Here is a 12,102-nt window from a genome sequence, read left to right as displayed (position 1 = left end):
CGATCGGTGCCCGGGGCGGGACTTGAACCCGCACGCTCGTGAAAGCAACGGATTTTGAGTCCGTCGTGTCTGCCAATTCCACCACCCGGGCGAGTGTGCGTCCGCGCAGCGTAGCCTTCCCGGCATGGCGCCCCGCACCCGGAATCGAATCGTTCGGCTGCTCGTCGTCGTTGCGGTGATCGTCGCGCTTCGCGAGGCATCGATCCGCCGACACGAGTCCGCGCTCCACGACTGGCCTCGTCCGTCGTGAGCCGGAAACTCGCCTCCGCCGTCGCGTCCCTCGCCCTCGTGGCAGCGAGCTGCGGGGGTGATGCCGCCACGACGAGCCCGACGACCACGACTGTCGCGCCGCCAACCACCACGAGCGTCGCCACGACAGCACCGCCCACATCCGACACCGAGAGCGTTGGATGGAGTCTCGTTGCCGACGGTGCACCGTGGGGCGGCCGGGCCGGGTTGCGCGTCGTCGAGCTCGACGACGCGCTCTTCGTGCTGGGCGGGCGGACACCCAAGGACTCCGAGGTCCCCGGCGACAGCATCATCTGGGGCGACGTGTGGCGAAGCGACGACGACGGCGCGTCGTGGACCGAGGTCGACCTCGGCGACGACACCGCGACGTGGCCGGCTCGCGCCTACTTCCAAGCCGTCACCATGGGCGGCGAGATCTTCGTGATCGGTGGCCAGGACTTCGGCCTCGAAGCAAACCCGTTCTGCGCCCTCCTCGAGCAGGGCATCGCCCCGCCGCCGGGTCTCGGGATCGACCCCGATGCGCCCTGTCCCGAGTTCGTGCCCACCTCGAACTTCTTCAACGATGTGTGGGCCTCGAGCGACGGCATCACATGGGAGCAGCGCACCGCCGCCGCGCCGTGGGCGGGCCGAGCCGGTCTCAGCGCCGTGGCGCTCGACGACGCCCTGTACGTCTTCGGCGGCTCACAGAACGACGACAGCTCGATCATCGGTGCCAACGGTCCGGAGCGCGTCTACTACAACGACGTCTGGCGATCCGCCGACGGTGTCGACTGGGAGGAGCTCACCGCTGCGGCACCTTGGGAGCCGCGCGCCGGCGCATCCACGCTCGTTCGCAACGGCGAGATCTGGCTCTTCGGGGGTGAGGACGGGTTCACCTGCTCGCCACTGCCCGACTGCGACGCTCCCTATTTCAACGATGTCTGGAAGACTCCCGATGGGATCGAGTGGACCCGCGTGACCGAGGCGGCGGCGTGGAGCCCCCGACCCGGCCACCAGTGCGAGCTGCTCGGCGAGGAGTTCGTGTGCTTCGGCGGATTCGGCCTGATCGAGAATCCCGACGATGTCTGGCGAAGTCCTGACGGCATCGAGTGGACGCTGCTCCCCGGAAGGCCGTGGAACGCAGCGGAGCCGGCCGACGTGCGCTACGACTTCGACTCGATCACCATCGAAACCGAGACAGGTCCGGCGATTCTGACGGTCGGCGGCGACCGCGAGACGTTCGACTTCAGCGATCCCGAGAACTACCTGCGGGTCGACGACGATGTGTGGCGTCTCGGCCCGTGACCGCAATCACGTGACCCCTACCAGCGGGTAACGAAACCAACTGGAAGGATCGCGGGTCAGAACGCTCACGCAAGCCTTCGGAGGCACCCGCACATGATCGTCTTCACCTACCCGGGCCAGGGCTCGCAAGCACCCGGAATGGGTTCCGCGTGGGCCGACCACCCGTCGTGGGAGCTGGTCGACGAGGCATCGGAGGCCGCCAACCGAGACGTCGCCGCGCTCCTGCTCGACACCGACGCCGACGAGTTGACGATGACACGCAACGCGCAGCTCGCGACCTTCGTGACCTCGATGGTCGTGCTCGACGCGGTGAGCCGGGTGGGCGCGGAGGCCGTTGCCCACGCCGGCCACAGCCTCGGTGAGTACTCGGCGCTGACCGCAGCCGGCGCCCTCGATTTCAGCGACGCCGTCCGCCTCGTCAACGAACGCGGTGACGCCATGCAGTCCGCGGCCGACGAGCAGCACGGCACGATGGCCGCGCTCCTCGGCCTCGAGGACGACCAGGCCGACATCGCCTGCCAGCGAGCCGCCGGCGAGGTGTGGATCGCCAACTACAACGCTCCGGGACAGGTCGTCATCGCCGGGGTGCCCGATGATCTCGACAGGGCGTGCGAGATCGCCAAGGAACTCGGCGCCAAGCGGGCCATGCGGCTGCCGGTCGGTGGAGCGTTCCACACGCCGCTGATGGCGCCGGCCCGGGACCGTCTGCGCAAGGCGATCGATCAGGTCGAGTTCCGTGCGCCGGAGCAGCCCGTCTACGCGAACGTCGACGGCGTCGCCCACGACGACGCCGCCGACTGGCCCGACCTGCTGGGAGCCCAGCTCTGCTCGCCGGTGCGCTGGCGCCAGACCCTTCGCAACCTCGAGGACGACGGCTTCACCACCTATGTCGAACTCGGCCCCGGCACGGTCCTCACCGGCCTGGTGAAGCGCACGGTCAAGACCGGCAACCGGATCAACATCGCGACACCGGCGGACCTCGACGGGCTGCTCGAACAGCTCGCGGGCAAGCCACAAGCCGACGCGGGTGTTCTCGAAGGCGAGCATCTCTTCGCGACCGAGCGTCTCGTCGTGTCGCCCGCAACGGGCGTGTTCGTGCTCGGAGCCGGTGTCGAGGCCGGCATGTCGATCTCGGTCGGCGACGTGATCGGCACGGTCGGGTCGCACGACGTCATCTCGTCCTTCGCGGGCGAGGTGATGGGCGTGCTCGCGCTGGAGGGCGAGCGCGTGGGGTCCCGCCAGCCCATCGCGTGGCTGCGGACACGCTGAGATGACGATTCGCATCAACGGCATCGGAACGGCGCTGCCCGAGAAGATCCTGACCAACGACGACCTCTCCACGATGATGGACACGTCCGACGAATGGATCCGCGCCAGAGCGGGCATCGGCGCCCGCCACGTCGGCGGCGTCACCTCGGAGATGGCCGTGGAAGCCGGCGCCAACGCCCTGGCGGCGGCCGACCTCGGTCCTGACGACATCGACCTGCTCGTCCTCTGCACGACGACTCCCGACCAGCGCTTCCCGGCGACGTCCGCCGTCGTTCAATCGGCACTGGGCCTCACCTGTGGCGCGTTCGATGTCAACGCCGTGTGTGCCGGGTTCACCTACGGGTATGTCGCCGCCTACGGGATCATGTCGATCCCGACCGGACCCGACCGGGTTCTGCTGATCGGCAGCGACACCATGTCGAGCATCACCGACTGGACCGACCGGGGCACGGCGATCCTCTTCGGCGACGGTGCCGCCGCGGTCGTCATGGAGAAGCATCGACAAGGTGAGATGCTCGCCTTCGATCTCGGCGCCGACGGCAACCTGCAGCCGATCCTCTACTGCGATCACGACGGGTTCATCCAGATGGAGGGCCGCGAGGTCTTCAAGAAGGCGGTGCGCGCGGTCGCGCAATCCGTCGACAAGGTGCTCGCGAAGGCCGGCATCTCACCAGCGGAGGTCGACGTCGTCCTCCCCCATCAAGCCAACATCCGCATCATCGACGCCGTGTGCCAGCGCATCGGCATTCCGATCGAGAAGACCCACAACGTCCTCGAGACCACCGGCAACACCTCCGGGGCGTCGATTCCGCTCGCGATGGCCAAAGCCGAGGCCGACGGCGTGCTCGTGCCAGGTGCCATCGTTCTCATGTCGGGATTCGGCGCGGGCATGGCCTGGGGTTCCGCCGTGCTGCGCTGGTAGGAGGAGAGACCCATGAACGAATCCACCGAACGCGTCGTTCTCGTGACCGGCGGCAACCGGGGCATCGGCCTCGCGACCGCCAAGCGGTTCCAGGCGGCCGGCCACAAGGTCGCGATCACCGCCCGCAGCGGTACGGCCGACGATGCCGACGGGCTCACGGTCGTGCGATGCGACGTGACGAGCAGCGAGTCCGTCGACGCGGCGGTCGCCGAGATCGAGGAGTCGTTGGGCACGATCGAGATCCTCGTGAGCAACGCAGGGATCACCAAGGACGGACTCGTCCTGCGGATGAGCGACGACGACTTCACCGACGTGGTCGACGCCAACCTCACGGGCGGCTTCCGCGTCGCCCGGCGAGTCGTGAAGGGCATGATGCGGGCCCGCTGGGGGCGCATGGTCTTCGTCTCGTCGGTCGTCGGTCTCGGCGGACAGGCCGGGCAGGCCAACTATGCCGCGTCCAAGGCCGGGCTGGTCGGCCTGGCCCGCTCACTGGCGAAGGAGTTCGCCAGCCGCAACATCACCGTCAACGTCGTCGCACCGGGGCCGATCGAGACCGACATGCTCGCCGCACTCAACGACGAGCAACGAGCCGCGATGTTGGCCATGGTGCCTGCCGGCCGGCTCGGTGCCCCCGACGAGATCGCCGCCGCCATCGCCTTCCTCGCATCCGAGGACGCGGGATACATCACGGGTACCGTGCTTCCCGTCGATGGCGGCCTTTCCATGGGCTGATCAGGCCAAGCTGACTAGCCTCGACCCACAACCCAACCAGGGAGAACCCAGTGAGTGACAACTTCGAGCGCTTCAAGAAGTGCGCAGTCGACGTGCTTTCCGTCGACGAAGCCCAGATCACCCCCGAAGCCACGTTCGAGAGCCTCGATGCCGACAGCCTCGACCTCGTCGAGCTCGTCATGGCGCTCGAGGAAGAGTTCGACGTCAATGTCGAAGAGGAAGAGCTCGAGGGCGTGACCACGATCCAGGGTGCGTTCTCCCTCGTCGAGTCGAAGCTCTGAGATGAAGGGTCGTCGGGTCGCCGTCACCGGGATCGGCGTCGTGGCCCCGTGCGGGGTCGGCGTCGATGCGTTCTTCGAGGGGCTCTGTTCGCCGGCGCCGGTCGGGCCGCGCATCCTCGAGGACTTCGATCCGACGCTCTACTTCGACAATCCCAAGGAAGCCCGCCGCAGCGACCGCTTCAGCCAGTTCGCGCTCGCGGCTGCCGAGGAGGCGTTGGCCCAGGCCGGAGAGATCGACGCCGACCCGACGCGCCGGGGGACCTTCATCGGCACCGGCGTCGGCGGCATCCAGACCCTCGAAGCCCAGATCGAGGTCCGCATCGAGAAGGGTGAGCGGCGTGTGTCGCCCTTCCTCGTCCCGATGATGATGGCCAATGCCGCTGCTGCCACGCTCTCGATGCGCTACGGCTGGCAGGGCCCCTGTGAGAACACCGTGACCGCCTGCGCGGCCGGCACGCATGCGATCGGCAACGCCGCCCGCATGATCGCCGATGGTCGCTGCGACGCCGTGCTGGCCGGGGGCAGCGAGGCGCCGTTCACGCCGACCGCGGTCGCCGGCTTCAGCAACATGACCGCGCTGAGCAACTCCGGAGTGAGTCGCCCGTTCGACGCCAACCGTGACGGCTTCGTGATGGCCGAAGGTGCCGGTGTGCTCGTGCTCGAGGAATGGGATCGTGCCGTCGCCCGCGGCGCCACGATCCTCGGCGAGGTGCTCGGCTCCGCGTCGACGGCCGATGCCCACCACATCACTGCGCCCGCACCTGGCGGCACCGGGGCCATCAACTGCATGCGACTCGCGATGCAGGACGCGGGGATCACCCCCGCCGATGTCGTCCACATCAACGCCCACGGCACCTCCACCGACAAGAACGACGCTGCGGAGGCCGCTGCGGTCGCCGAGGTCTTCGGCCTTCCCGGCCCGGCCGTCACCTCCACGAAGGGTGTCACCGGTCATGCACTGGGCGGTGCCGGCGCTCTGGAAGCCGTCGCCGTGCTCGCGGCCATGGGCAAAGGCGTCATCCCACCCACGGCCGGTCACGAGCAGATGGACCCCGACATGCCCGCCATCGACCTGGTCGTCGGTGAACCCCGTCCCTGGACCCCGGGTCCCGCGCTGTCCAACAGCTTCGGCTTCGGCGGCCACAACGGCACCATCGTCCTCGGCCCGGCCTGACGCCGGTCACCTGCCGCGACTGCGTCAGGTTGCGTCGACGATCACGAACATCAGCTCGCAACTGGTGGCGAGTTCGCCGTCGACGCTCGCTCGGCCCTCGCCCTTGCCTGCCCGGGCCGACATGCGCGTCATCGTGACCTCGATCTCGAGCGTGTCACCCGGCCCCACCTGACGACGGAAGCGAGCCTTGTCGAGTCCGCCGAACAGCGGCAGCTTGCCGGCGTAGCGCTCGTCGGTCAGCACCGCGAACGCGCCGACCTGGGCGATCGCCTCGCACATGAGCACCCCCGGCAACGTCGGCCGACCCGGGAAGTGCCCTGCGAAGAACGCCTCGTCGCCGGACAGGTGCCACCGGCCTGCTGCCGACGCTCCCGGTGTGATGGCGGTGATCTCGTCGACGAAGAGGAACGGGTCTCGATGGGGCAAGACGTCGATCGGATTCGGGAAGCTCATGGCCCGAACCTAGCCGGGACGCGAATCGGGAGCGGCCGTGGCCGCTCCCGATCAGAGAATCTTCGCCGAGGCGAGGATCAGCTCTTGCCCGCCGCCTTCAGCTTGGAGCCGACGGTCAGCTTGGTACGCGTGCCGGCGGGAACCTTGATCTCCTCGCCGGTCTGCGGGTTGCGGCCGGTGCGGGCCGAGGTCTTGGCCTTCTCGGCCTTGAGCCATCCGGTGATGGCAACCTCGTTGCCCTTGCTCACCTGAGCGGCAATGGTCTCGAACATCGCGTCGAGACATGCACCGGCGTCCTTCTGGCTGACGCCAGCGGACTCGGCCATTGCGGCGACGAGTTCACTCTTGTTCATGTTGTTGCTCCTGTACTCCGTTGTGAAATCCACGGCTATCGCGGGCTTGTGAATTACACGCGAGTCGAAAACGGCACGCGAGTCAAGCATTTCCGCCCTTCGCGTCCCATCGTCTGGCGTGAAATGTTGCGGAAGACGGTCCACTTCTCGACACACAGTGCCAAATCACACGCTCAGAGTGACGCTCACTCCGCGACGTTGCGGAGGAAGTCCGCCGAGCGCACGAAGTAGTCGTCGACGGCGTCGATCACCACCGGCGGCGTGCCCCGCCGTTCTGCGGTTGCGGCGAGGGCGGCGCGCATGTGACGGAGCCACGAGTCGCGCGCGGCGGTGTCGATCCTGAACGGCATGTGTCGCATCCGCAGACGTGGGTGCCCGCGATGCTCGCTGTAGGTGGTGGGGCCGCCCCAGTACTGCACGAGGAACATGGCGAGGCGGGCCTTCGCCCCGGCGAGGTCGGCCGGGTACATCGGGCGCAACACCTCGTCGTTCTCGACACCTTCGTAGAACGCGTCGACGAGGTCGGCGAAAAAGTCGCTGCCGACGACATCGTGGACACTCAGCTCCTGCGGCTCGCTCATCTCGTCGACGCTACCGCCGCGCCGTCATCGGCCGATCGCGATCAGCGCACGGCGGCGAGGCGCGACAGGGAGCGCTGCAGTCGGGCCAGCGACTCGAGCTCGGCGAGACAGCCGGGACACTTCTCGAGATGATCGAGCACCCGGGCGACCTGTCGTGCGTCGAGCTCGTCGTCGAGGAACCCCTCGAGTGCTCGGGCCCAGCGGGCCTCGTGGAGGTGTCTCGGGTGCACGTGTCGCAGGTGCAGGCGTCCCATGCCGCCGAAACCCCACCGCCCCTTCGACCATTCCCGCCGGCGCCCCCGCATAGGCCCGGCGCCGTTGCTAGCTTCGCAGACGCATGTCCGAGTCCGTCGCCGACGACAAGGCCCAGAAGGCGGCGTTCGATCGCTACGTCGTTCCCGAGATCGAGGTGCTCTACCGGGTCGCGCGTTCCATCACCCGGAACCCGACCGACGCCGAGGACCTCGTCCAGGACACCATGCTCCGCGCGTATCGGGCCATCCTGCGTTTCGACGGTCGACACCCCCGCGCCTGGCTCCTCACCATCATGCGCAATGCACAGATCAACCGGGTCCGCCGGAAGCGCCCCGAGCTCCTGCGCGACCCCGACGCGACCATGGAGCGTCTGGCCGACGAGGATTCCGCCGAACTCGGTCCGGAAGGCATCGTGGTCGACTCGGGCTACGACGCCGCCGTCGAGACGGCGGTCCAGTCCCTTCCCGCCAAGTTCCGCACCGTCGTCGAACTCGTCGACATCCAGGGCCTCTCCTACGCGGAGGCGGCCGAGATCATCGGGGTCCCCACCGGCACCGTGATGAGTCGCCTCCACCGTGCCCGTACCCGCATCCGCAAGCATCTCGAATCGAGTGGCGCCTACGTGAACGGACGTCCGGCATGATCCGCCGCAGCTGGGGCCGACGAAACAAGCCCGAGGTGAACTGCCGCGAAGTCGGCAAGGTGCTGCAGAGCTATCTCGATGGCGCCGTCGAGGAGGACTTCGCTCGGAAGATCGCCGGCCACCTCGAGGCGTGCAAGCACTGCGGTCTCGAGTTCGAGACCTACCGGATGATCAAGGCGTCGCTGTCGTCGAGCATGCCGGAGGTCGACCCGGCCGCGGTGGAACGACTCAGGGAGTTCGGCGCGCGGATCAGCGGCGAGACCTCCGGGCCCTAGCCGCGTCGGGACCTTCGGCCCTTCAGGCCGCGCCGGCGCGCTGCGAAGGTGCGGGCATGCGGATTCTTCTCCTCGCCGACAACGACGGTCAGTTTCGCGAAGCGGCCGAACCGCTCGAGCGCAACGGCCACGAGGTCATCGGGTGTCATCCCGACGGGGCGGCCGGCCATCGCTGGCCCTGCTCCGCGATCGACGACGTCTGCCCGCTCGACGACGGCATCGATGCCGCCGTCGCACTCGGCACACCCGACGGCCGACCCGATGCCGGTGTGGGCTGCGTCGTACGCCAACACATCCCGCTCGTGATCGACACGAACCGTAGCGCCAACGAGCTGTGGCCCTTCGCCGCCGCCATGGTCGACGGACTCGGCGATGAGCTCGTGGAGGCCGTCGAGGGCCTCCAGGGCGAGCCCCTCCCCCGGCTCACCGACGCTGCCCGTGGCGCCGTTGCCGGCATTGCCGATCGTCTCGGACTCGAAGGACCGTTCGACACGGTCGTCACCCGTCACCGGCGCAACATCCAGGCCACGACCTACGGTCCTGCATCGACGACCAAGGAACAGCGCGCATCGCTCGCACAGGCCGTGTTCGCCGCTGTCCGCGCCGCGTTGCCGACTGGGGTGACGAACCAGATCAACGTCGCATACGACGTCCGGGAATAGCTCGCCGACGACGTCTGGGAAGCGTCAGACCCGGTCGCGGTAGAGCAGCTCGTTCTCGTCGTCGAAGCAGACGAACAAGACCCGCTCGATCGACGTGCTCGGGAGGGCGGACCGCACCGTGGCGACGGCGATGTCGGCGGCGAGCGGCTTCGGGAACCGGTAGACACCCGTGCTGATGTTGGGGAACGCGACCGACCGGGCACCCAGGTCGTCGGCGACCTCGATGCAGCGCCGATAGGCCGACGCCAGGGTCTCACGGTGCTGGTCGGCGTCGTCGTCGGTCCAGATCGGACCCACGGTGTGGATCACCCACTTCGCAGGTAGATCACCGGCGGGGGTCGCCACCGCGTCGCCGGGATCGCACCCGCCGATCCGACGGCACGCCGCCATGATCGAAGGGCCACCGGCACGGTGGATCGCACCGTCGACACCGCCCCCACCAGCGAGCGCGGCATTCGCCGCGTTGACGATGGCGTCGACTGCGATGGTGGTGATGTCGCCGCGAACGACGGAGATCTCAGCCGGCAGCGGAGTTGCTCTCGCGCTCGCCCTTGACGAAGGCCTCGCGGGCCTCTTCGCCGAGCCCGTGGAGGTTCAGCTCGAAGGTGAAGCCCTGCTCGTAGCGATAGCTGCGGCTCGGGTCGTCGTCGATGCCGTTGAGCGACCGTTTGGCGGCTCGCATGACGGTCGGGTGTTTCGACGCCACCACGCGTGCGACTTCTCGGGCGGTCTCCATGAGCTCGTCGAGCGGGACGACCCGCAGGACGGTGCCCCAGTCGGCGAGCTGTTCGGCCGTCACCGGCTCACAGCTGTAGAGCATCCACCGGAGATGCTTCTCGGGCACCAGTCGACCAAGGTGGGTCGCGGCGCCGAGCGCGCCGTTGTCGATCTCGGGAAGTCCGAACTTCGCACCCTCGGCAGCGACGACGATGTCGGCGCTCCCGGCCAGCCCGATCCCCGTTCCCAAGCAGAAGTCGTTGACCGCACAGATCACCGGCACGGCGCACTCGTAGACGGCGCGGAATGCGTCGAAGCAGGCCTGGTTGACCCCGAGGATCCCCTCGTTGCCGGGCATCGCCTGCATCTCCTTGATGTCGACGCCCGCGCAGAACCCGCGCCCGGCGGCGGTGAGGATCACCGCCGTGACCTCGGGTCGGTGTCGAATGCCGTCGAGCACCTCGGCGATGCGGAGCGTGTCGGCGATCGGCAACGCGTTCACCTTCGGGTTGTCCATGACGAGCTCGAGCACGCCGTCGTCGGTGAGAGCCTCGTGGATGGTCACTTGCGCACCAGCACCGAGGATCCGTGACCGAAAAGGCCCTGGTTGGCGGTGATGCCGACCTTTGCCCCCTCGACCTGGCGGCCTTCGGCCTGGCCGCGGAGCTGCCACGTGAGCTCGCACACCTGGGCGATCGCCTGTGCGGGCACGGCTTCGCCGAATGCACCGAGGCCACCCGAGGGATTCACGGGGAGTCGACCGCCGATGGTGGTCACGCCGTCGTTGAGGAGCTTCTCGGCCTCGCCCTCGGGACAGAAACCGAGCTGCTCGTACCAGTCGAGCTCCAGCGCCGACGAGAGGTCGTAGACCTCGGCGACATCGATGTCGTCGGGGCCCAGGCCGGCCTCGGCGTAGACCCGGTCGCCGATCGACTGCTTGAAGCCGCGCTCGGGCCGACTCGTGGCCCCGGCCGAGTCGGTCGCGATGTAGGGCAGGTCGATGACGGTGTCGGGGAAGGTCGGCGTGACGGTGGAGATCCCTGCGACACGGACCGGGTCGGCGTGGCCATGGGCCCTGGCGTACTCCATCGACGACACCACGATGGCGGCGCCACCGTCGGATGTCGCACAGATGTCGAGCAGCCGCAGCGGGTCGGACACGACCGGCGAGTTCATGACGTCGTCGATGTCGTATTCCTTCGTGAACCGTGCCCTCGGGTTGTGGACCGAGTGGCGGCTGTTCTTGACCTTCACCCGGGCGAAGTCCTCCTGGGTGGCGCCGTAGACATCCATCCGGCGGCGGGCCTGCAAACCGAAGTAGACGGGATTCGTGGCCCCCACGAGCTTGAACCGCAGCCAGTCCATGTCGTCGGGACGATCGCCCTCGTTGGGGGCGAGGAAGCCCTTGGGTGTGGTGTCGGCCCCGACGATCAGGGCGACGTCGGTCGCCCCCGAGAGGATCTGACCCCGAGCCACCTGCAACGCCGTCGCACCCGAGGCGCATGCGGCGTAGGAGGAGGCGACCTGGGCGCCGTTGAAGCCGAGCTTCTGGGCGAAGGTCGATCCGGCGACGTAGCCCGGGTAGCCACATCGCACCGTGATCGCGCCGGAGACGAAGCCGACGTCGTTCCAGTCGACTCCTGCGTCGGCCAACGCCTCACGGGCGGCAACGGTGCCGTAGTCGGTGAAGTTCCGGCCCCACTTGCCCCACGGGTGCATACCCACGCCGAGGATCGCGATCTCTTCCATCAGCCGTTCTCCCCTGCGTGCACGGGCTTCCATTTCCAGACCATGTATTCGTTCTCGTCGTCTTCGTAGAGGGTGTCGAGGACCAACTCGACCTCGGTGCCGACCGAGAGGTCGGCGGGGGTGACGCCCTGCACGCACTGCCCCAGCACGACCATCTGTTCCTTCTCGAGCTGGACCGCGGCGATGGTGATCGGCTCGTACGGGTCGGTGTTGGGGACGAAGGGTGGCGGGGGCTGATAGTCCGAGGACGTGTAGGACCAGACGGTGCCGGTCCGCGAGAGCAGGACCTCCTCCAGCTCCGCCCCGACTGCGGCCGGGTCGCCTCCGGCGACATGCTTCGGGAAGAAGTACGTCTCCCGTCCGGGCACCTTGCCGCCGATGAGCCGGGGCTCGTCGTCCATGGTGAACATGCCTTCGACCACTGGCACTCGCTGCTTCGTCACGGTGGTTGTCTCCCGTCGGGAATCTGACGCACCGTCAGAGTAACGGTTACCGTCACCGAC

General features: G+C 68.2%; 18 protein-coding genes and 1 tRNA gene. 10 read left to right on the top strand and 9 right to left on the bottom strand.

What is annotated here, in order from left to right; all coding sequences use genetic code 11:
• Positions 1 to 7: 7 nt before the first annotated feature.
• Positions 8 to 91: transfer RNA gene (locus R2707_03110), tRNA-Leu, on the bottom strand.
• 33 nt (positions 92 to 124) lie between these two features.
• Between R2707_03110 and R2707_03105 the strand changes: the two genes are divergently transcribed.
• The 7 genes from R2707_03105 to R2707_03075 all read left to right on the top strand — a co-directional run bounded on the left by R2707_03105 (position 125) and on the right by R2707_03075 (position 5,911).
• Positions 125 to 250 (top strand): hypothetical protein, encoded by a 126-nt coding sequence (locus tag R2707_03105; protein MEZ5244059.1) that lies wholly within the window; start codon positions 125 to 127, stop codon positions 248 to 250.
• On the top strand, positions 247 to 1,533 hold the full coding sequence (locus tag R2707_03100) for a hypothetical protein (protein MEZ5244058.1): 1,287 nt from the start codon (positions 247 to 249) through the stop codon (positions 1,531 to 1,533). Before R2707_03105 ends, R2707_03100 begins: the two co-directional genes overlap by 4 nt.
• A 93-nt stretch (positions 1,534 to 1,626) precedes the next feature.
• Positions 1,627 to 2,802 (top strand): ACP S-malonyltransferase, encoded by a 1,176-nt coding sequence (fabD, locus tag R2707_03095; protein MEZ5244057.1) that lies wholly within the window; start codon positions 1,627 to 1,629, stop codon positions 2,800 to 2,802.
• 1 nt (position 2,803) lies between these two features.
• Entirely contained in the window at positions 2,804 to 3,724 is a 921-nt protein-coding gene (locus R2707_03090) for a beta-ketoacyl-ACP synthase III (protein MEZ5244056.1), read from the top strand.
• 12 nt (positions 3,725 to 3,736) lie between these two features.
• A complete protein-coding gene (locus tag R2707_03085; GenBank protein ID MEZ5244055.1) occupies positions 3,737 to 4,456 on the top strand; it encodes a beta-ketoacyl-ACP reductase in 720 nt (239 codons plus the stop codon).
• Between the two features lie 50 nt (positions 4,457 to 4,506).
• A complete protein-coding gene (locus R2707_03080) occupies positions 4,507 to 4,737 on the top strand; it encodes an acyl carrier protein (protein MEZ5244054.1) in 231 nt (76 codons plus the stop codon).
• A gap of 1 nt (position 4,738) precedes the next feature.
• Complete coding sequence (locus tag R2707_03075; GenBank protein ID MEZ5244053.1) at positions 4,739 to 5,911, top strand: beta-ketoacyl-ACP synthase II; 1,173 nt, start codon at positions 4,739 to 4,741, stop codon at positions 5,909 to 5,911.
• 24 nt (positions 5,912 to 5,935) lie between these two features.
• Here the strand turns inward: R2707_03075 and fabZ are convergent, their stop codons facing one another.
• From fabZ to R2707_03055, 4 genes are all read right to left on the bottom strand, one after another.
• On the bottom strand, positions 5,936 to 6,364 hold the full coding sequence (fabZ, locus tag R2707_03070; GenBank protein MEZ5244052.1) for a 3-hydroxyacyl-ACP dehydratase FabZ: 429 nt from the start codon (positions 6,362 to 6,364) through the stop codon (positions 5,936 to 5,938).
• Between the two features lie 77 nt (positions 6,365 to 6,441).
• Complete coding sequence (locus R2707_03065; protein MEZ5244051.1) at positions 6,442 to 6,717, bottom strand: HU family DNA-binding protein; 276 nt, start codon at positions 6,715 to 6,717, stop codon at positions 6,442 to 6,444.
• A gap of 185 nt (positions 6,718 to 6,902) precedes the next feature.
• Positions 6,903 to 7,298, bottom strand: a complete 396-nt coding sequence (locus R2707_03060; GenBank protein MEZ5244050.1) for a globin — start codon at positions 7,296 to 7,298, stop codon at positions 6,903 to 6,905.
• A 41-nt stretch (positions 7,299 to 7,339) separates the two neighbouring features.
• Positions 7,340 to 7,552 carry a zf-HC2 domain-containing protein gene (locus R2707_03055; GenBank protein ID MEZ5244049.1) on the bottom strand — a complete coding sequence of 71 codons (213 nt, stop codon included), beginning with the start codon at positions 7,550 to 7,552 and terminating at the stop codon, positions 7,340 to 7,342.
• Between the two features lie 83 nt (positions 7,553 to 7,635).
• On the opposite strand from R2707_03055, the gene R2707_03050 reads away from it, so the two are divergent.
• Genes R2707_03050 through R2707_03040 form a run of 3 tightly spaced genes read left to right on the top strand, consistent with a single transcriptional unit; the run spans position 7,636 to position 9,133 of the window.
• Positions 7,636 to 8,196 (top strand): sigma-70 family RNA polymerase sigma factor, encoded by a 561-nt coding sequence (locus R2707_03050; protein ID MEZ5244048.1) that lies wholly within the window; start codon positions 7,636 to 7,638, stop codon positions 8,194 to 8,196.
• The gene (locus R2707_03045; GenBank protein MEZ5244047.1) at positions 8,193 to 8,471 is read left to right on the top strand and encodes a zf-HC2 domain-containing protein; all 279 of its coding nucleotides are present in this window, start codon (positions 8,193 to 8,195) and stop codon (positions 8,469 to 8,471) included. Before R2707_03050 ends, R2707_03045 begins: the two co-directional genes overlap by 4 nt.
• Before the next feature lie 56 nt (positions 8,472 to 8,527).
• Complete coding sequence (locus tag R2707_03040; protein MEZ5244046.1) at positions 8,528 to 9,133, top strand: hypothetical protein; 606 nt, start codon at positions 8,528 to 8,530, stop codon at positions 9,131 to 9,133.
• Positions 9,134 to 9,157: 24 nt separating this feature from the next.
• Here the strand turns inward: R2707_03040 and R2707_03035 are convergent, their stop codons facing one another.
• The 4 genes from R2707_03035 to R2707_03020 are packed head-to-tail and all read right to left on the bottom strand — an operon-like array spanning position 9,158 to position 12,042.
• A complete protein-coding gene (locus tag R2707_03035; protein ID MEZ5244045.1) occupies positions 9,158 to 9,649 on the bottom strand; it encodes an O-acetyl-ADP-ribose deacetylase in 492 nt (163 codons plus the stop codon).
• A gap of 1 nt (position 9,650) precedes the next feature.
• Positions 9,651 to 10,415: an enoyl-CoA hydratase family protein gene (locus R2707_03030; GenBank protein ID MEZ5244044.1), complete on the bottom strand. Its 765-nt coding sequence runs from the start codon at positions 10,413 to 10,415 to the stop codon at positions 9,651 to 9,653.
• Positions 10,412 to 11,599, bottom strand: coding sequence for a lipid-transfer protein (locus tag R2707_03025; GenBank protein ID MEZ5244043.1), 1,188 nt, complete (start codon positions 11,597 to 11,599; stop codon positions 10,412 to 10,414). The genes R2707_03030 and R2707_03025 overlap by 4 nt, the downstream gene beginning before the upstream one ends.
• On the bottom strand, positions 11,599 to 12,042 hold the full coding sequence (locus R2707_03020; protein MEZ5244042.1) for an OB-fold domain-containing protein: 444 nt from the start codon (positions 12,040 to 12,042) through the stop codon (positions 11,599 to 11,601). Before R2707_03020 ends, R2707_03025 begins: the two co-directional genes overlap by 1 nt.
• Positions 12,043 to 12,102: the final 60 nt, after the last annotated feature.

The sequence above is a fragment of the Acidimicrobiales bacterium genome, assembly GCA_041394245.1.
Lineage (GTDB): Bacteria > Actinomycetota > Acidimicrobiia > Acidimicrobiales > Aldehydirespiratoraceae > JAJRXC01.
This window is presented reverse-complemented; position numbering and strand designations above follow the sequence as displayed.